The organism is Gardnerella massiliensis (assembly GCF_003408845.1).
Classification (GTDB): Bacteria; Actinomycetota; Actinomycetes; order Actinomycetales; family Bifidobacteriaceae; genus Bifidobacterium; species Bifidobacterium vaginale_H.
On the sequence record NZ_LRTV01000013.1, the window covers coordinates 29,383 to 47,022 of the forward strand.

Annotated in this window: 17 protein-coding genes and 1 rRNA gene; 10 read left to right on the forward strand and 8 right to left on the reverse strand. The window is 41.1% G+C overall.

The genetic code is table 11. The features are described from left to right. Nucleotides 1-261 precede the first annotated feature (261 nt). From AXE77_RS06505 to AXE77_RS06515, 3 genes are all read left to right on the forward strand, one after another. Nucleotides 262-1,788: an aminotransferase class I/II-fold pyridoxal phosphate-dependent enzyme gene (locus tag AXE77_RS06505; protein WP_116712664.1), complete on the forward strand. Its 1,527-nt coding sequence runs from the start codon at nt 262-264 to the stop codon at nt 1,786-1,788. A 351-nt stretch (nt 1,789-2,139) separates the two neighbouring features. Continuing rightward, complete coding sequence (locus AXE77_RS06510) at nt 2,140-3,570, forward strand: ATP-binding protein (RefSeq protein WP_116712665.1); 1,431 nt, start codon at nt 2,140-2,142, stop codon at nt 3,568-3,570. 277 nt (nt 3,571-3,847) lie between these two features. Then, nucleotides 3,848-5,110, forward strand: a complete 1,263-nt coding sequence (locus AXE77_RS06515) for an MFS transporter (protein WP_116712678.1) — start codon at nt 3,848-3,850, stop codon at nt 5,108-5,110. 44 nt (nt 5,111-5,154) lie between these two features. Here AXE77_RS06515 and AXE77_RS06520 read toward each other — a convergent pair whose 3' ends face one another. From AXE77_RS06520 to AXE77_RS06535, 4 genes are read right to left on the reverse strand one after another with little or no spacing between them, the layout of a single operon-like run. Then, complete coding sequence (locus AXE77_RS06520) at nt 5,155-5,679, reverse strand: hypothetical protein (RefSeq protein WP_116712666.1); 525 nt, start codon at nt 5,677-5,679, stop codon at nt 5,155-5,157. Between the two features lie 27 nt (nt 5,680-5,706). After that, nucleotides 5,707-6,918 carry an ABC transporter permease gene (locus tag AXE77_RS06525; protein ID WP_116712667.1) on the reverse strand — a complete coding sequence of 404 codons (1,212 nt, stop codon included), beginning with the start codon at nt 6,916-6,918 and terminating at the stop codon, nt 5,707-5,709. Continuing rightward, entirely contained in the window at nt 6,902-7,612 is a 711-nt protein-coding gene (locus tag AXE77_RS06530; protein WP_116712668.1) for an ABC transporter ATP-binding protein, read from the reverse strand. Before AXE77_RS06530 ends, AXE77_RS06525 begins: the two co-directional genes overlap by 17 nt. Continuing rightward, entirely contained in the window at nt 7,609-8,511 is a 903-nt protein-coding gene (locus AXE77_RS06535; protein ID WP_116712669.1) for an efflux RND transporter periplasmic adaptor subunit, read from the reverse strand. Before AXE77_RS06535 ends, AXE77_RS06530 begins: the two co-directional genes overlap by 4 nt. A gap of 474 nt (nt 8,512-8,985) precedes the next feature. Here AXE77_RS06535 and AXE77_RS06540 point away from each other — a divergent pair, with 474 nt between their 5' ends. From AXE77_RS06540 to AXE77_RS06555, 4 genes are all read left to right on the forward strand, one after another. Continuing rightward, complete coding sequence (locus tag AXE77_RS06540; RefSeq protein ID WP_116712670.1) at nt 8,986-9,657, forward strand: response regulator transcription factor; 672 nt, start codon at nt 8,986-8,988, stop codon at nt 9,655-9,657. After that, nucleotides 9,654-10,814 carry a histidine kinase gene (locus tag AXE77_RS06545; RefSeq protein ID WP_116712671.1) on the forward strand — a complete coding sequence of 387 codons (1,161 nt, stop codon included), beginning with the start codon at nt 9,654-9,656 and terminating at the stop codon, nt 10,812-10,814. Before AXE77_RS06540 ends, AXE77_RS06545 begins: the two co-directional genes overlap by 4 nt. Before the next feature lie 160 nt (nt 10,815-10,974). Continuing rightward, on the forward strand, nt 10,975-11,445 hold the full coding sequence (locus AXE77_RS06550; protein ID WP_004108217.1) for a hypothetical protein: 471 nt from the start codon (nt 10,975-10,977) through the stop codon (nt 11,443-11,445). A gap of 10 nt (nt 11,446-11,455) precedes the next feature. Next, a complete protein-coding gene (locus AXE77_RS06555; protein WP_116712672.1) occupies nt 11,456-11,827 on the forward strand; it encodes a hypothetical protein in 372 nt (123 codons plus the stop codon). 180 nt (nt 11,828-12,007) lie between these two features. Here the strand turns inward: AXE77_RS06555 and AXE77_RS06560 are convergent, their stop codons facing one another. The 3 genes from AXE77_RS06560 to AXE77_RS06920 form a co-directional block, all read right to left on the reverse strand. Beyond that, a complete protein-coding gene (locus AXE77_RS06560) occupies nt 12,008-12,409 on the reverse strand; it encodes an XRE family transcriptional regulator (RefSeq protein WP_116712673.1) in 402 nt (133 codons plus the stop codon). A gap of 181 nt (nt 12,410-12,590) precedes the next feature. Beyond that, entirely contained in the window at nt 12,591-13,310 is a 720-nt protein-coding gene (locus tag AXE77_RS06565) for a nitroreductase family protein (RefSeq protein ID WP_116712674.1), read from the reverse strand. A gap of 154 nt (nt 13,311-13,464) precedes the next feature. Next, complete coding sequence (locus AXE77_RS06920) at nt 13,465-13,587, reverse strand: hypothetical protein (RefSeq protein ID WP_276308806.1); 123 nt, start codon at nt 13,585-13,587, stop codon at nt 13,465-13,467. Between the two features lie 112 nt (nt 13,588-13,699). Here AXE77_RS06920 and AXE77_RS06570 point away from each other — a divergent pair, with 112 nt between their 5' ends. The 3 genes from AXE77_RS06570 (at nt 13,700) to upp (ending at nt 16,518) form a co-directional block, all read left to right on the forward strand. Further along, nucleotides 13,700-14,869 carry an NUDIX hydrolase gene (locus AXE77_RS06570; RefSeq protein WP_165846105.1) on the forward strand — a complete coding sequence of 390 codons (1,170 nt, stop codon included), beginning with the start codon at nt 13,700-13,702 and terminating at the stop codon, nt 14,867-14,869. Nucleotides 14,870-14,915: 46 nt separating this feature from the next. Continuing rightward, nucleotides 14,916-15,572, forward strand: a complete 657-nt coding sequence (locus AXE77_RS06575) for a thymidine phosphorylase (RefSeq protein WP_116712679.1) — start codon at nt 14,916-14,918, stop codon at nt 15,570-15,572. A 307-nt stretch (nt 15,573-15,879) separates the two neighbouring features. After that, nucleotides 15,880-16,518: a uracil phosphoribosyltransferase gene (upp, locus tag AXE77_RS06580; protein ID WP_102155552.1), complete on the forward strand. Its 639-nt coding sequence runs from the start codon at nt 15,880-15,882 to the stop codon at nt 16,516-16,518. Between the two features lie 1,006 nt (nt 16,519-17,524). Here upp and rrf read toward each other — a convergent pair. Further along, a 5S ribosomal RNA gene (gene rrf / locus AXE77_RS06585) occupies nt 17,525-17,640 on the reverse strand.

Sequence of the window (17,640 nt, forward strand, 5' to 3'; positions counted from 1 at the left end):
TCACACTTATAAACGTTCAAAATAAATTCAATTCCTTATACTTTAGTTCAATTACTTAGCTAAAATTCAACAAAAATTCAATTTCGTCACTATTTCTCGTCATTTTTCTACGATTTTTTGAAAAAATACTATACAAAAGTAATCTTTTCGACTAACATTAGGCAAATAATTCAATTTAATACTTATATTTTGAACTTTATTGTGGATTTTGCCATAAACTTGTTCAATTTATAAATGCTGGTTTTACGAGAAAGACAGATTATGGCACAGAATTTTGCTGACGAGCTTAAGAAAGCTATGAAGCGCAAGGGATACAAGCAGATTGACGTAATCGAGCTTGCAGCAAAAAACGGCCATAAGCTTGGCAAAAGCCAGTTAAGCCAATATTTAAGCGGCAAAACTGAGCCTCGCAAAGACATGCATAACATGCTAGCTGAAATTCTTGGAATTAGCGACGACGGGGTAAAAGGCGGTCATTCTTGCGCAAAAATCAAGCAAAACTGCCAGTCTGCAGAAGAACCACAATTAAATCAGCCACAGCTTACAGAAGCTGAACTTTCCGAAACACTCAAACATAGAACCTTCAACAAATCCACCAAACTTGAACACGTGCTTTACGACGTTCGCGGCCCTGTTGTTGAAGAAGCAAACCGCATGGAAGCAAACGGAACACACATTCTAAAGCTCAACATTGGAAATCCTGCGCCTTTCGGGTTCCGCGCTCCAGACGAAGTAATTTACGACATGCAGCAGCAGCTTATTGATTGCGAAGGCTACTCGGATAGCCGCGGACTTTTCTCCGCGCGCAAGGCGATTATGCAATACGATCAGATTAAGGGCATTCCAGGCGTGCAAATGGAAGATATTTACACTGGAAACGGCGTTTCCGAGCTGATTAATCTTTCTATGCAAGCGCTGCTTGATTGCGGCGACGAGATTCTTATTCCAAGCCCGGACTACCCGTTGTGGACTGCGTGCGCGAGCTTGGCTGGCGGCACTCCTGTGCACTATATGTGTGACGAAAAGTCGCATTGGTACCCGGATATTGCCGATATTCGCTCTAAAATCACGCCTCGCACTAAAGCAATCGTGATTATTAACCCGAATAATCCTACGGGCGTGCTGTATAGTCGCGAAGTTTTGGAAGAAATTGTTAAGATTGCGCGCGAGTTTAATTTGATTATTTTTGCGGACGAGATTTACGACCGTCTTGTTATGGACGGCAAGAAGCATATTTCGATTGCTTCTCTTGCTCCAGACGTGTTCTGCGTAACTTTTAGCGGACTTTCTAAGTCGCACATGATTGCTGGCTTCCGTATTGGTTGGATGAGCCTTTCGGGAGATAAATCCAAGGCTCGCGACTACATTATGGGGCTTAACATGCTGTCTAATATGCGATTGTGCTCGAATGTTCCTGCGCAGTCGATTATTCAGACTGCTTTGGGCGGATACCAGAGCGTTGAGAAGTATTTGGAGCCGGGCGGTCGCGTGTATGAGCAGCGCGAATACTGCTATAACGCGCTTCAGGAGATGGATGGCGTAAGCGTCGAGCGGCCAGACGCTGCTTTCTACATGTTTGTAAAGCTTGATCCTGCTCGCTACAACATTCACGACGACGAACAGTTTGCGCTTGATTTGCTTCGCGATCAGAAGCTGCTGATTGTGCACGGCAAAGGCTTTAATTGGCAGACCCCAGGCTACTTCCGCGTAGTCTACTTGCCGCGCTTGCAAACGCTTCGCGACGCAATGGGCAAACTCTCCAGCTTCCTCTCCTACTATCGCCAGTAATTATGCATCTTGCTTGCAAACTGCAGCACTACAAATCACAGTACAAACAGCTAACGCAAGTAGGTACATTTCGGAGTATTTCGGAGTATTTCGGAGTAAAACACCGCAACAAACACAAAGAAAACCCAACAAAGCTATACAAGAGTAGGGCTCAACACACTTCGGAGTAGTTAAGAGTAAAACAACAATGTACTTAATAACACGCTGTAAATACTCCTAATTTACTCACATGGCATTCCAGTCAAATCCTTGAAATAATAACACTCTCTATATCCTTCTTTTGATATAGTAATCACAAGAATTATTCGTATAAAAATCGCGCAGTAATGCTTCGATATTCAAGGCGGAACAATGGAAGAGTACAAGATTGAAGATATTAAAGACCTGAAAGAAGGTCAGTATTTTGATCGCAAAAGTGCTCGCATAAAACCTAAAGATATATTAAAACACGTCATTGCCTTTGCCAACGCAGACGGAGGCACATTAGCTATCGGCATCGATGATAATGGCGAATTATCTGGCACAAATTATACGGAAGCTCATTCTTTAGACGAATATGAACTAGCAATCCAACAAGATATCATTGGCCAGCCTTCAATCGATTACAGTAAGTTAGACTATGAATCCAAAGATGGCAAAAATGCATTATTCATCATTCATATTGATTGCTCAAAAAATAGACTTATTAAAAACCGAAGTGAAGAAGTTTATTTAAGAATTGGAGATAAAAGCGTCAAACAAAATTACTCTCAAATTAAGCAATTAGAGTATGCTAAAGGCGAAAGATTATTCGAGGATAATCTGATTCCAGATGCTAACCTGGCAGATCTTGATGAACAATTGTTGAATGAATATAAAAAACAACTTAATTGCGAGCATTTACCTAATCAGCAAGTATTAGAAGCTCGCGGATTTATGCATCAAGGTCAACTAACTGCCGCATCAATTCTAATGTTTGGCAAAAATCCAAGCTATTATTTCCCACAAGCTCGTCTGAGATTCTTGCGATATGAAGGAACACATCGTGAGACTGGAGCACGAATGAATATTGTTAAAGATCAAACCTTTGACGGACCGATTCCAACAATTATTCGCCAATCACAAACAGCTATACGAGCGCAATTGCGCGAATTTGAATATCTTGGAAACGATGGAAGATTCAAAGTCGTACCAGAATATCCAGAATTTGCTTGGTTTGAAGGAATTGTTAACGCCGTAGCACATCGCGATTATTCATTAAGAGGCGATTATATTCGCGTTAGCATGTTTGACGATCGATTCGAGATATTCAGCCCTGGCTCCTTGCCAGATATTGTGACATTAGAGAATATGCGACATACGCGCTACGCTAGGAATCCTCGTATTGCTCGCGCGCTAGTTAACTTCGGCTGGGTTCGAGAACTCAATGAAGGAATTAATAGAATTTATGAGGAAATGGCGGAATTTTATCTCAATGATCCTCAATACAGCCAGCAAAATCCTTACTCTTTATTGCTGACGTTAGAAAATAACTATGCTTCGCGTCAAATGCGCATGGACGATCATATAAATGAGTTAGAGGAAAAACTAAATAATGGCGAGTTCAATGAGAATGAGCGAAAGATTCTCGCATATTCATATAGCAATGATCGAATTACCGTAAAAACAGCTGCAAATCTTATTAATATGAGCGAAGCTACAGCGCGAAAATTATTACGTGGACTTGCTAATAAACACGCTCTACTGTGGCATGGAAATTCTAAACTTGATCCTAAGCAATATTATGCGCGCATAAAAGATTAGATCAAGCACAAAAAACAGTTAAGAGTAGTTAAGAGTAGTTAAGAGTAGTTAAGAGTAGTTAAGAGTAAAACACAGCAACAAACACAGCAAAAACCCAACAAAGCTATACAAGAGTAGGGCTCAGCACAGTTAAGAGTAGTTAAGAGTAGTTAAGAGTAGTTAAGAGTAAAACACAGCAACAGAACACTCATTACACTCGCAGTCCAGAAAAAGGTGTACATAAAGGTGTAAATATCAATAGACACATATCATTCATAATATGAAAGAAAAGCACGTAATGAACGCTGGAACACGAGTACGATCGGGTTTGATTATATCCGTTTTATCGCTTAATGCTTTTCTTATAACAAGCTGTAGATTTGGCGTAAGTCTATATCTTTTAATACATGTCGACTTATCTCACGCAGCGCTTAACGCGGTTTCCGTAGCACTTATGACCTGCGTAGCAGCACCGCTTGGCGGAATTATTGCAGATAAATATCCACCAACTAGATTGTTTATAGCGCTAACGTTCTGTTTTGCCTTGTTGTGCACTGGATACGGTTTCGCTTTAGTAGCACAGCATAATCTTATTGCTATTACGGTTACACTACTCGGCATAATATTCGGGTTCTTTACCGCATTTTCTTCGCCTAATCAAAAAGTATTGATGGCGTATAGCGCACCGACTGGCGAAAAAACCAAATTTTTAGCAAGCATGCGCATGTGGATTAATCTCAGCAGGCTTGCTGCACCTGCGATTACTGGCATATTTGTTGATATATGCAACCCGCTCATTTTCTTTACGAGCATTGCTATTGTGATGATACTAGCGGCGCTACCTCTACTGTTAGTTAATCTAAACCAGCAAACACAAAATAGCGCAAACAATACGAAAACAGGAAGCAATAAAACTGCTGGTTTTGCAGCTTCTCTACACTATATGAAATCTACACCATGGTTAATAGTCTTAGGAGTAGTATCAGCATTACAATCAGGCTCATGGCTTGCTGCATTCAGACTAATGGGAGCACACCATTGTCTCACACTTTTTCATTCGGCATCCACATGGGGATCAATAGTCAGCATATTTAACATTGGCATGATTGTAGGTTCGCTATTATGCAAATATATTGTGCTACATTATGAGATTTTATACTCTATTTTATTACCTGGATTCCTTTCTATTCCTTTACTTATTTTTGCACTTAATAATTGGATTGCTCTTTTTCTTTGCTCTGCTTTCATTGCAGGTATTATTTTTGACGCAACTATTGTCTATGGGCAAACAGCTCTTCTCGACGGCATACCAACACACATTCTCGGCGCGACTACTACTTTTACTTCTATTATGGAGCAATGCGGCATTATCGTAGGGTATGCAAGCGTACTAGCATGGGGAAATCTAAATTCATCATTATTCATAATGATTGCAGCTGGCGTAATACTTATTTCAACAGGTATAGCCTTATGGATTATTCAAACTCGTAAACAAACATACCCATCAATGCTTACCAAAGATTATTGGACACCATCAACATGGGTAAAAAGAAGCATATAACAAGCTATTTAGTGCGAAAGCACAATAAAGCTATGCAAATGCAACTACATCACAGGGCAATTAGTTTGCACATCCTGTTGGAATCCTGACGGATCTCCCAGTTTTGCTTTACGCATGTGCTCTTTGAAAAAGTTTCGCGTTGCATCATCACAACGATCTGGACCCATAAACGGCATGCTAGGCACTTTTTCAAGCTCATGCAAAGCTTTACTTGCCGCTTGTTCATCACTAGCATACGTATCTAGCCATTGCCGTTCCCAAGCACACTGATAATAATTAGATGCTTGCGTATCACCATATCCACTCTGGAACTGACCGTCTTTTTCTTCTCCAACCAAGTTTGCAGGAGCTTTATATTTTTCAGGCCAACTAAGCTTTGCCACAGATTCCTGATATTCCTTCTCTATATGAGCAAAATCAACAATCTCTCTAGGCGAACTATTTTGCGAGCGCTCACCACCCACACCACTCGCATTATTGTTGCCTACTCCTCCACACGCATTAAACATAAGAAGCGCACTAAGCACACCAACAATAAGAGTTGCTTTACCAATAGTATGATTATTCATTATTCCTTCTTTCTTATTTTTTGAAAATTAACGCAATGCTAATGCTGGTTGTAAACGCGATGCTTTTATTGCCGGCACCACACTTCCAGCAAGCGCTGTAATAAAAGCCGCAATAACAGCTCCAATAGCAGCTTCATATGGGTAAACTGGCGGACTAACTGGGCTTGCTGCATCCCAAAAACTTGATGCTATAGACACAAGACCAAAAGAAACAGCAACAGCAGCAATCGAAACTATCAGCGCTAAAATGATCGCACTGCCTAACACGAGTGAAGCAATCGACCATCTAGTAGCACCCAAAGCTCTGCGTATAAGCAGTTCATGCGTGCGCTGCTCCAACGATGCTAAACCAATATTGATTAAACCTAGCGCGGAAACAAAAAGCAATAATGCTGCTACGATAGCAAAACTTAATTGCAATACTGTTATCACATTCTCGTAATCATCACTATTATCATGTCTTCTAATTTCGTTTACTTGTCCACTACAACAGTCGTAAAGAGCATCTGAAACATAAGATTTAATTGATTTTTGAGAACGATTTTCTTTATTCAACCAGTAGATTGAACCTTGAGCTTCTTTTCCAGAATATTCCCAAAGAGTTGAAGCGTAACGTAATAATCCTAGAATATTCACGTATACTTTTGCTGAGTCTACGCCATCGTTCACAACTCCAACAATCCTTATAGGACTCATTTGTGTTGTTTTGCGAGAAGTAATAAATGCTACTTCACCAATCTTGTATCTTTTGCTAGCAGATTGGTTTACTACCATTTCTAATGCGTTGCTTTTAGCGCTATTACTAAACCATCTTCCACTTACAATAGGTAAGTTATAAACTTTGTTGTATCCTGCCGTAGTGTAAACAGCGTCAACATATTGAAGATTGCTTGTCTTATATTCTTTGCTTATTTTTACACTATTCGAGGCTGGCATAGAAGCGCTAAACAGTAGTCCAGTGTTTGGTTGTAGCATAACGTTAGCGTTACGGTTTGCGGATTCAATGCGATTTAAGAATTTGTTAAATACTGAATATTCGTCAAAATTTTGTGCTGAAAAAGTAATCTCGTATGTTGGTCTACGACCGTTTAGCTGTTCGTTAGTTGCAATAAGATAGTCCTTACCAACCGTGCCGATAAGCACTGACGCAATAACGGCAATGATGCCTATAAACATTGAAAAACCTGTGAGGAAGGATCTCATAGGAGACAGGCGCAAATCTTTAAGCAGCATGATCATAAAGAACACCGCCTTCCATAGTAAAAATGTGAGAGCAAGAACGAGCCACTTTCATATCATGAGTGACTAATAGTAATGTTGTTCCAGATTCTTGAACACGATCATGCAACACTTGAAGCACTTTTTCTCCCGTACTACTATCGAGCGCACCAGTTGGCTCGTCACAAATAAGTAATTCGGGATTAGTGACGAGAGCACGCGCTATCGCAACTCTCTGCTGTTCACCGCCTGATAGACTTCCAGGGTATTCGTTTAGTTTATCTTGCAATCCAACAGCACATAATGCTTCTTCTATCGTTTTTCTTCTTTTCTGCTTGCTTTGTTGTAGTCCTGCGTATAAAAGCGGCAACTCAACATTTTCTCTAATACTTAAATGCTTAATAAGCGAATAGTTTTGAAAAACAAAACCAATATTTCTAGCGCGCATATGCGATACTGTATTATCACTACACTTTTGGATTGACTTGCCAGAATAATAGTATTTTCCAGTAAAATTTTTATTCAAAAATCCAATAATAGAAATAAGGCTCGTTTTGCCAGATCCAGACCTGCCAACTACCGCGTATGTTTCACCTTGATTAAGTAGCATAGACGCAGAGTTGACAGTGGTAAGCCATTCGCCATTGCCTAGTTTTACACGCGCTGACACGTCTTGTAGTTCAACCAGTGGAACAGGATTGTTTCCCATAATCATTGCACTCCTGGAATGAGATCAGGAGAAACACCTGCTACAACATCACCCTCATTCAAGCCAGACGTAATTTCAATATTAGCGCCGTCACTGATTCCAAGACCAACTTCTTTATGCTCCCAATTATCGCCTTTTTTGTATGAGACTAAGCCTTTTTGAACTCTTCCAGCAACCGCACTAACGGGCAGCGTTAGAACCGATTGTTTATGCTTGCCATTAAAAACAAGCGTCGCATTTTGGCCTGATTCTACTTCTGCGCTTTTATCTATTAAACACGTTAAAACTTTTGACGATACACTAGGTGTACTTTGCACACTCGACTCATCTGTTTGAGTCGAATCAGCATTATCATTCTTGCTACTACCCAAAGCTGCAATATCGGTAGAAGTTCCACCGCTTTGTACTATTTGCAAACAATTGGTTGGTCCAACACCGTCTTCAACTTGGAAGCGACCTTTAACATCTGTAATATCCGCAGAACGAAGTAAAGCTTTTGCGTTAAGGCTTATTGAAAAACCTTCATATTTAAGAGTGAATAGTGGGAAAGATTTAGGCACGTCCGCAGATGATTCAGCTACTGACACAACTTTAGCGTCTACGGGAGCAATAATTTTGTTACCGGCATTGTAGCCTAAAATACTTCCAGCTTTTACAGCACTTCCTGCTTTTACCGATGGAGAAAAATTCCCTCTACCTACAGCAGTTATAACAAAGGTAGACGATTGTTCTATTGCTGCTTTACCAGACACAACTTGTGTTAAAGGCTGTTTTTTGACTGAAACAAGTGGAACTGAATCATGTGATGCCTGCTGTTGACTATTATCAACTGCTCTACCAGAGCATGCAGTAAGCAAACACACTGGCAGAGCAGCTAACAAGAATACTTTCGTAAACTTACGCATAACACAAAGCTCCTTACTCTCCAAACTCGTAAACGCATAGGATGCGTCGAAACAAGCCTCTCAAACTGATCCAAAATAAATAAAGGGCTCGTTAATGCTGCAATTAACGCTTTTATGATTGACACTTTATTGAGGATTTCAGCTTTTGCTTAATAGCCTATAATCGACGTAAAGAGTTTGCATCACACTAAATGATGATTTTATTTATGATTCTTGGAGCTTGCGTAATACCAGAGAATGATTTATTTTGCATAGAGTTTATACACTACTGAGCGATTGACTTGCGCATAGCCTCAACCACATTGCTTTGAATCACTAAGCTTTAAGCGAACTTATTCGCTGCGGAGTAACCCCCGTAAGCTCCAGTAACTACCTTTATACAATCTGCTTTGTAAAGGTTTTCCTAGACAAGATATTCATCATACAAATTCAAGTACTATTATTACTTAAATAATGCTTTTCTAAAGGAGCAATATGATAGCAAAGCATATTACTGTTGGCATTGTTGATGATGATTGTTTTTGTCTACACGGCCTAAAAACATATATTGAACAGGTTGTTCCGTCCTGCAATATTTGCTGGTTGTCCACGTTTGCCGATCAAGCAATTCAGTTTTGTCAAAATCAATGCCCGGACGTGCTGCTAATTGACATGTATATGTCTGGGGTTTCGGGAATCAAAATATTATACGAATTGCGAAGAAGATACTCACTCCCAATAATAATTGCTATAACTTCATTCCCTATCAACGATTATGCTTTAAAAGCATCAACAGCAGGCGCACAAGGCATTGTTGGAAAGAACCACCCAGAAACTATTTGCGCCATGCTTAGCAGTATTGCCCATGGCACATTCAAGCCACAAATAATAGGAGATTTTCATTTTGACGACACGATGACAGCATTTCAACGTTTGCAAAATAAGCCCAAAAATGGACGCCTTGCTTTAACGGATCATGAGACTGAAATTGTAAAGTTGTGCAGTAAAGGCATGACTAATGCGCAAATCGCTAAACGTTTATTTGTTGAAACTTGTACTGTGGAAACTATCCTTCGTCGCGTGTTCAAAAAATTGAATGTGACAAATCGTTCACGACTTATTACTACATGGCTGCATGATGAATATTTAGGAAATGATACACAATGATTATTTTCTTAATGCGTCGTTTGCGAGAAAAGCTTATTGACAATAAAACATTTTTACTATTGGGATGCTTGTCGAGCACAATGGATGCATATATTTACTCAAATAGCGACAATATCACAATACAACTTGTCATAGTTTACATGATTCTTGCTGCTATAAATCTGTTTCTTTGCTTGCTCCCGCATTTTATGAGCATGTTCTATATTTTTGTACATCTAAGCATTCTTGTTATTCCTAGTCTGAATCTTCCACCAGTAACTTTCGGGCTAATCATATCATTTGTTTTTATTTCGTATTTATATCCGATTCAATTTACACTACCTTTATTCTTAGTAATAGATGCGTTACACTACGTTGCATACCGATACTTATCAACTTTGTCTTTCAAGTATCTTATTGCTTACCTTTTAATAAATATATTTTGCGTTTGCACTGGTATTATTTTGCGCATTTCTCACCAAAAAATGGTTCTTTATGAAAAAGATAAGCAAACAATTAATAATCTTCATCTGGCTGTGCGAATGCACGATAGATTAACTAATAAGATTGCAGATATTGCACTACAAAGTAAAATAGCATTACTTGACAAGTCTATTTCTAAAAAACAGCGAAGTGCTATTGAGGCAATAAATGATTTGGCAGATCAGGCTTTTGAAGAAGGACATAATATTATCGACATTCTACGTGGAAATACTGCTAAGCAAGATGCTCGAAGCGAGTTCATCCAGCACATTGAAGATACACTACAAATGAACGACTCAATCAACACATCTTGTGGATTAAAAGGAAAATCAATATGCAATATATCTAGTAACGATATTCCTGAAGACATTAGCGATGAAATCATCTGTGAAGTTATTGAATTAATCGAAGAACTATATTTGAACATGCGAAAATATGCTTCTTTAGTTTATTACATCAGAATTTCGATACGTGAAAAACAAATTGTTATAAAACAGTTCAATGTTCGATTTTTGGGCGGGAAAAGTAAAGATGCAATTCGCTCAGTATCTCAAAAAGGACTTCTGCTTCATCGCGATACCCTAAAGCATTTAGGCGGTTCACTCTATTTTCGAGCCTTTGGTAAGTATTGGGAATGTAATGCAGTTATCCCTTTCAAAAATGAACATAACTGTATAGATAGTATGCCTTACTGATTCAGTTTAAAAGATTAATGAATCTTAAGCAGTTTTAGATAGTAATTATTTGTAAAGGTTTTCCTAGACAAGATATTGTTTACCTTTTAGCACGCCATTAATTTATAAATTGTCAAGGTTTTTGGCATAAACAGTTACTTCTCGTACAGAAAGGCATATTATGAAGAAGTTAGCTATAGCATGCGTATTATCTGCTTCATTAATTTTTAGCAGTATTGTTGTTCCTTCTTCTACTGCACTCGCTCTTGAGCCAACAGATAGCACCGTTGAAAAAAACATAGCATGCGAACACATCACAACAAAAGATGGTTACCGCGTGTATGTAGTTAATGGATATCTCATTAAAATTCCAGCATCTAACGCAGAACCAACGCAAGCAGAGCTTCGTAACATATTACAAGAACGTGGAAAAATTAGTCTTGTAGTTAAAACAATTAAAACTATTTATCATAAACTACCTAAGCAAGTTAAACAATTCATTAAAAGTCATTTAGGATTAAATGAGCTTATAAAATTTTTGGAGCATTGGACTGGAAAGATTGAAGACGGAATTTATAATGCCTGCAAATCAGCAGGGATGCCAGATTGGATGGCTTGGGTTGTAACAAAAGCAATTATGATGTTGCTATAGTAGGAAAAATATGAGTAATTCAGAATATACAAAAGCACAAATTCCATCCGTATTTTGGACAATAGCCAATGGCGTATTTCTTGCTAGCGGAATTGCACTGATTGTAATGCGTAATGATTATCTATGGGGAGTGCCTCAAATTATCGCTGGATTATTTGGACTTGCAACCATGTTTCTCATTAAAAAACCGTGGTGCGCGCAGCTATATTTTATAGTATCTTCACTAGCCGTAATAGCAAATGGGCTTATGGAAATATTCGGCATAATCCACGGATCTGGATACGGTTATGTTCCGCTGATTATTGGCATAATCGTGCTTTTATTTATAGGCCTTGACAAGGATGAAAGTTCAAAAGCTCTTGGAATTGCCAAGAATAAATAAAAGCATTAGATTGCGATTTTAACTTAAAAACATATCGCAATTTTCAAAGGTCAAGTTGTAGCCATGCATCCTACGGCTTGACCTTTACTTATTTATCCGTTATTTATTTATTTTGCATAGAGTTTATACACTACTAAGCGACTTACTTGCGCATAGCCTCAACCACATTGCTTTAAATCACTAAGCTTTAAGCGAACTTATTCGCTGCGGAGTAACCCCCGTAAGCTCTGCAACATCACGAACCGTCAAGCCCTGATTCCTTAGTATGCGAACCGTTTCACGCATAAGTATAGATGCCTCTTGCTGAGTTTTTATAGCTGCAGATTTTGCATCTAACATACGTTGAAGCATAAGCTCATCTTGCTCACTAAGTTTCGGAGTTACTTCCACGCCATTTACTTTAACATTTAAAGTTGCAGCAGCATCTTTTACCATTGCTGCAACCTGATCAAGTCTACGTACTTGAGTAAACAATCCTGGTATTTCCGGCACTTCTATAGCCCACCAGTCATCGCATCTGCGAGCTATAGCGGTAACCTTTTGCAAACAATTTGTTGCATTATCATGCTCAGTAACACTCATTAATTAAGTCTTTTCTCCAACTCTTTTCGCTTCACACATATAAGTATATGCCTATTTATCAATTCAGTAAATAGGCATTGCATACAAAAAATCGTATAAATCCATAACCGCAATGCACACACTTCTATCTGATATTTTCCAAAGTACTTTGGGTTTGCAAGATAGATTGGTTTGTGCGAAGTTACTTTTCTTGCACAAGTTCGATTGGCGGATGCTCCGCGCGGAAAGCATTTACGTGCGCTTCAGACGCATACCCCAGCGCAAAACCAGTAATCAGCGCATACTCCGGCGGAATGTTGAATACTTCGTCAAGCGGTGAACGCCATGTAGCAAGAACGCCAAGTGGACATGAATCTACGCCTTGCTCTTTGGCAGCCAACAGTAACGTTTGCAACATAATTCCAGCATCCAGCGCAGCAAACGGCAGAAAATCGCGGCGAACAAGCACAAATCCCATAACTGGCGCACCAAATGCCTGGAAGTTGCGCAAAGTGTGAGCATTTCGAGCAGGAAAATCTTTGCGATCAATATTTAAATGTTTATACAACGCCAATCCTAAACGAGCGCTGCGTTCTTTAAGCGATTGCGGATACGGAGCCATTACAGGAAAATCTCCATCCGGCTGGCTCATTTTCTGGGCTATAAGGCGTTCTTCTTCGCTAAGAGTTGCGTCTTTAGTGCGAAACATTGCTTTGCATTTTTGCGTATATGCATCAATAAGCTGCTGCTTGCGTTCTCCTTGAGCAATAGCGAGCATGTAGCCACGAGTGTTAGACCAGCTCGGCGATTGTGCAGCTGTTTGCAAAATAGTTTCAAGTATCTTAGAATCGACCGGTTTATTTAGAAAATCACGTGCAGAAAATCGCGACTTTGCGAGCGCTTCAAAAGTTTGTGCAATCATGCTTTTTAGTATATCTCACAAGTTATGCGTTAATACAACTATCTTTTCTTAAGGATTGGAAGTTGAAGCCGGAGTCCCAAGCATATCGACTACGGCACCAGCTTCGGTAATATCCAACACAAATAGCACTGTAAATTGTTATCTCAGCTAAATTTCAAGCGTTCCGGCAATAGCCGAAATCTTCTACAGCATCATCTGCCAGTTTTAGCATGCCTTTTACTCCCCCATTTGCCAGTTTTAGGAGGTTTTTTACGCCACCATTTGCCAGTTTTAGCAAATTTAAGGATTATAAAGCAATAACAACTTTTTGTTACTGCTATGACTGTGACAAAAGTAAAAGGTTACAGCGCAACTAAAAATTGCGAAAGAAAACCGCTAAAATAGTGAACATGAGTGTAGTGACGACGCGATACGTTGAAGCGGCTGGCGGCATTATTTATCGCAGGCGCAATATTACAGGTAGCTCAAACGCTGGCGAGACGGGGAACCCGAGCAGCCAACCAATAAAGCCAATCCAGGCAAACAAACTAAGCGACGACGACTTCGAACTTTGCCTTGTTTACCGCCCTAAATACGACGATTGGAGCTGGCCAAAGGGCAAGAACGAGCCAAACGAATCACATCGCCACACTGCAGTGCGCGAAGTTGGCGAAGAAACAGGCTACTCCGTTGTTCTCGGCCCCCATATCACACAAATCGAATACCCGCTCGAGCACGAGGGCAAAAAGCAAACTGCTAAAAATGGCAATGGTTCACACAATACACAACCGGAAGTTATTAAACGAATCCACTATTGGATGATGCGTGAAATCGACAAGCCAACCGCAGCAAAACGCTTACCTGCTTTCGGACCAATTAAGCCAGCAAAACCTACGGAAATTGGCAATATTCTGTGGCTCACTCCTTCTAAGGCTCGCAAAAAACTTACGCACGATAGCGACCGCGAAGTGCTAGACGCTTTCTTAGAGAAGCTCCACGCTGGCCAAGCAGAATACAGCACGTTGCTTTTGGTACGTCACGGAAAAGCTGAGTCTCGAAAAACTTGGCAAGGAAGTGAAGCAACTCGACCAATCACACCTCTGGGTGCTGCCGCTTCATACGCTCTAGGCCGTGAACTTGCCTGCTACGCGCCGAATAAAATCATATCGTCTCCTTGGAAGCGTTGCGTAGAAACAGTTGCAGCTTTTGCACACGACTCTTCGCTTCCTATAGAACAGGTTGCGGAACTTACTGAAGATTGTCACGAAAAGCAACCAAAATCTACGTTGTCTGTTCTTGTGAACGAAATACAAAATCTTGAGCGCAACGCACAAAACGCGAACGAAAGCGCAACCAACAACACGGCCAACAACACGACCGTCATGTGCTTGCATCGCCCAGTTATCGGCACATTCTTCGATTACTTGCGCAAAATTACAAAACCTCGAGCACACAAACGCATCCTTAGTCAAAAATCGCCTTATATGCCAACTGGAAGTGCCGTGGTTTTGCACCTGACAAACACTCCTCAAGGTCCTCGCATTATTGATATTGAAAAGGTTATTCCAAGTGTCTACTAGTCTTAATTCGCAATCGAGTTCCATTCATTCGGGCCGCGCGGCTTTTATGCCAAGTCCTACGGGATCTGCTCGCCCAAGCCGACCTGCACAAATGGACCCAGCAATGCTCGCGCAAATTGAAGGTGGCACCGATCCGCAAATTGTGCATGAAATTAGCCGCACTTCCGCTGCCGTTTTGCTTAATCGCGTGCATAAAACGCAATCTCCGGAAATCGTTGAGCGCGTGCTGAATTTAGTTGAGAATGAGGGTATTGAAGTTATTGCAGATTTGTGGAGTCACGCAGAAGCCGAGTCTCTCCCCGGAATGTTGTGGCGACTATATTTGTTACGCATGTCGTTGCGTAAGCAGCGCGAGGCTTACGCTGAATATTGGAGCCTTGGGGAGCCTGAAGCTACGAGTGCTTCAGCTATTACAGGAATTGACGAAGCGCCTACTGGGGAAGATATTGCACGCCTTGCAGATTCTATTCTTTCGGGTGCTTTTACGGGCGACTTTGCTGTAGCACTGTATCGCGCTTCAGCTTTTACTTCGATTATTGCGCGCGGTATGCGAGTTTACGCAAAAAAGTTGGATGAACAGAATAAAAGCGTTAGCCACACTCAAAAGATTGCACGCAAGTTGCATACTGCAGCAAATCTTCACGCACTTTCGTTATCTTTTGCTCATGGCGCAAAACTGTGGCGAGCAGGAAAACTGGAATAAATTATTTACGATTAGAATTGCGCGGCGCGTGAGAATAAAAAACAATGTATACTCAAAATGATGCTGGCTTGTGTTTAAGCCCCGGGCTCCATTTTTTGCCGCTGCGAGCGGCGTTTGCGCCGACAGGCGCTTTCGCAAGTCAGTATCGTTTTTTGTTTTAAAGTTTGAAGTTTAGATTTTTGATTTTAGATTTTTGCTAGCGAGTTTTAGATAAAATATATTTTTTACTCACATTTGTTTATATTTTGCACAAAAGTAACGGCACGCCGCTAGCTTAACATGCAATGCTTGCACTAATCTAGAAGGTATGGATCTTCATGTTTTACATCATCCGCTGGTGGACCACAAGCTCACCGTTTTGCGCGATAAGAATACACCTTCTAACATTTTCCGCGAGTTGGTTTCCGAATTGGTAACCCTCGAAGCGTACGAAGCAACCCGCAATTTGGAAGTTAGCGATCGTGAGATTGAAACTCCTATTTGCAAAATGACCGGTAAGCATTTGAACCGTCCACGCCCAATGGTTGTGCCGGTTTTGCGCGCAGGCCTCGGTATGCTCGACGGCATGACTCGTCTTCTTCCAACCGCTGAGGTTGGATTCCTTGGTATGAAGCGCGACGAGCAGACGCTCGATATCATCACTTATGCCAACCGTTTGCCAGAAGATTTGACTGGACGTCAGTGCTTCCTTCTTGACCCAATGCTTGCCACCGGTGGCACTCTTATTGCCGCTACACACTATTTGGCTGAGCGCGGCGCTAAAGATGTTACTGCTATTAACATTTTGGCAGCCCCAGAAGGCTTGGAGCGTTTGGAGAAGGAACTTGATCCTTCCATTGATTTTAAGGTTGTTGTTTGCGCTGTTGACGAGCATCTGAACGACAAATCTTATATCGTTCCAGGTCTTGGCGACGCCGGTGATCGCTTGTATGGTTTGATTGACTAATAGTTACTAACCAAATCAAGCGAAAACTAAAGTTTCAAAACTACAAAATAGCCTGCTGGTTTGCAACAATTTGCATAATTCAGCAGGCTTTTGTATTAATTGATTGTTGGAAATTGCGGTTATTCCCTAAAATGCGTGTACATATCACAGTTTAGTTTCTGCACCAGTAACGAAAAAACGTTATTGAGTGTTACTCGTGCAGAGCACTGACTGCGCTAGTAACGAAAAAACGGGATTATACGTTACTAGCGCAGATTACGTACTGCAGGAGCAACGTATGCTTATATTGCAATTTGTTTGGCATGCGCGACGACCTGCCTGAGCGCTGCGATTTAGCGCGCGAAGGCAACTCGGAGCGCCGAGCTTGCTCAAGTTGAAAGCACGGGGTGCTTTCAACGCAAGCTCAGTAGTGAGCGTTTATTCCTCACGGCTATTGGTAGCCGTTCGGCTGATTTGCGAATCGACGACTTCGAGCTGCATAATGCGCGAGAAGTCACTTCGATTCGCTGAGCTTGCTCAGGGTTGAAAGCACCGATGTGCTTTCAACGCAAGCTCAGTAGCGAGCGCGTTACCCGCGCGAGCGTTAAGCACACCGTGCTTCACAATTGAGCCAAATCACGCTTTGAAGGAGCTTGAAATCCCAATGATTTCAAGCTCGGTCAAAGCGCCTGCCTGAGCGCTGCGATTTAGCGCGCGATTATTCCTTTACACGACTGTAAAGTTTTAATCGCTTTCTGGCGAGATTTCGACATTTACATTACATGACTGTAAAGGAAAAATCGGTTTAGTGATTTGGAACATTTACCGGAAAATTTCCGGCGTTTGTTGTTGTTTTGGTGGTTTTTTGGAACATTTGCCGGAGTTTATCTCATGTTTGGAGGGTTAACCCTCGCTCTACACTCCAAACATGAGGATACTAGCGCGTGTTTGGAGGATTATAACCCATAACAGTATGCGGGGGGATAATAAAAAAGCGGGGAACAAACGTTCCCCGCTAAAAAGAATAATGCGGCAGCGTGCTAGTCTCCCACACCCTATCGAGTGCAGTACCCTCGCCGTGTCAGGCCTTAGCTTCCGGGTTCGGAATGGGACCGGGCGTCTCACCTGAGCCATGACCACCGC

What these genes read in the sequence shown, in the direction of transcription:
- AXE77_RS06505 (WP_116712664.1), top strand. Translation starts at nt 262, where the DNA reads ATGGCACAGAATTTTGCTGACGAGCTTAAGAAAGCTATGAAGCGCAAG.
- AXE77_RS06510 (WP_116712665.1), top strand. Translation starts at nt 2,140, where the DNA reads ATGGAAGAGTACAAGATTGAAGATATTAAAGACCTGAAAGAAGGTCAG.
- AXE77_RS06515 (WP_116712678.1), top strand. Translation starts at nt 3,848, where the DNA reads ATGAACGCTGGAACACGAGTACGATCGGGTTTGATTATATCCGTTTTA.
- AXE77_RS06520 (WP_116712666.1), bottom strand. Translation starts at nt 5,679, where the DNA reads ATGAATAATCATACTATTGGTAAAGCAACTCTTATTGTTGGTGTGCTT.
- AXE77_RS06525 (WP_116712667.1), bottom strand. Translation starts at nt 6,918, where the DNA reads ATGATCATGCTGCTTAAAGATTTGCGCCTGTCTCCTATGAGATCCTTC.
- AXE77_RS06530 (WP_116712668.1), bottom strand. Translation starts at nt 7,612, where the DNA reads ATGATTATGGGAAACAATCCTGTTCCACTGGTTGAACTACAAGACGTG.
- AXE77_RS06535 (WP_116712669.1), bottom strand. Translation starts at nt 8,511, where the DNA reads ATGCGTAAGTTTACGAAAGTATTCTTGTTAGCTGCTCTGCCAGTGTGT.
- AXE77_RS06540 (WP_116712670.1), top strand. Translation starts at nt 8,986, where the DNA reads ATGATAGCAAAGCATATTACTGTTGGCATTGTTGATGATGATTGTTTT.
- AXE77_RS06545 (WP_116712671.1), top strand. Translation starts at nt 9,654, where the DNA reads ATGATTATTTTCTTAATGCGTCGTTTGCGAGAAAAGCTTATTGACAAT.
- AXE77_RS06550 (WP_004108217.1), top strand. Translation starts at nt 10,975, where the DNA reads ATGAAGAAGTTAGCTATAGCATGCGTATTATCTGCTTCATTAATTTTT.
- AXE77_RS06555 (WP_116712672.1), top strand. Translation starts at nt 11,456, where the DNA reads ATGAGTAATTCAGAATATACAAAAGCACAAATTCCATCCGTATTTTGG.
- AXE77_RS06560 (WP_116712673.1), bottom strand. Translation starts at nt 12,409, where the DNA reads ATGAGTGTTACTGAGCATGATAATGCAACAAATTGTTTGCAAAAGGTT.
- AXE77_RS06565 (WP_116712674.1), bottom strand. Translation starts at nt 13,310, where the DNA reads ATGATTGCACAAACTTTTGAAGCGCTCGCAAAGTCGCGATTTTCTGCA.
- AXE77_RS06570 (WP_165846105.1), top strand. Translation starts at nt 13,700, where the DNA reads ATGAGTGTAGTGACGACGCGATACGTTGAAGCGGCTGGCGGCATTATT.
- AXE77_RS06575 (WP_116712679.1), top strand. Translation starts at nt 14,916, where the DNA reads ATGCCAAGTCCTACGGGATCTGCTCGCCCAAGCCGACCTGCACAAATG.
- upp (WP_102155552.1), top strand. Translation starts at nt 15,880, where the DNA reads ATGGATCTTCATGTTTTACATCATCCGCTGGTGGACCACAAGCTCACC.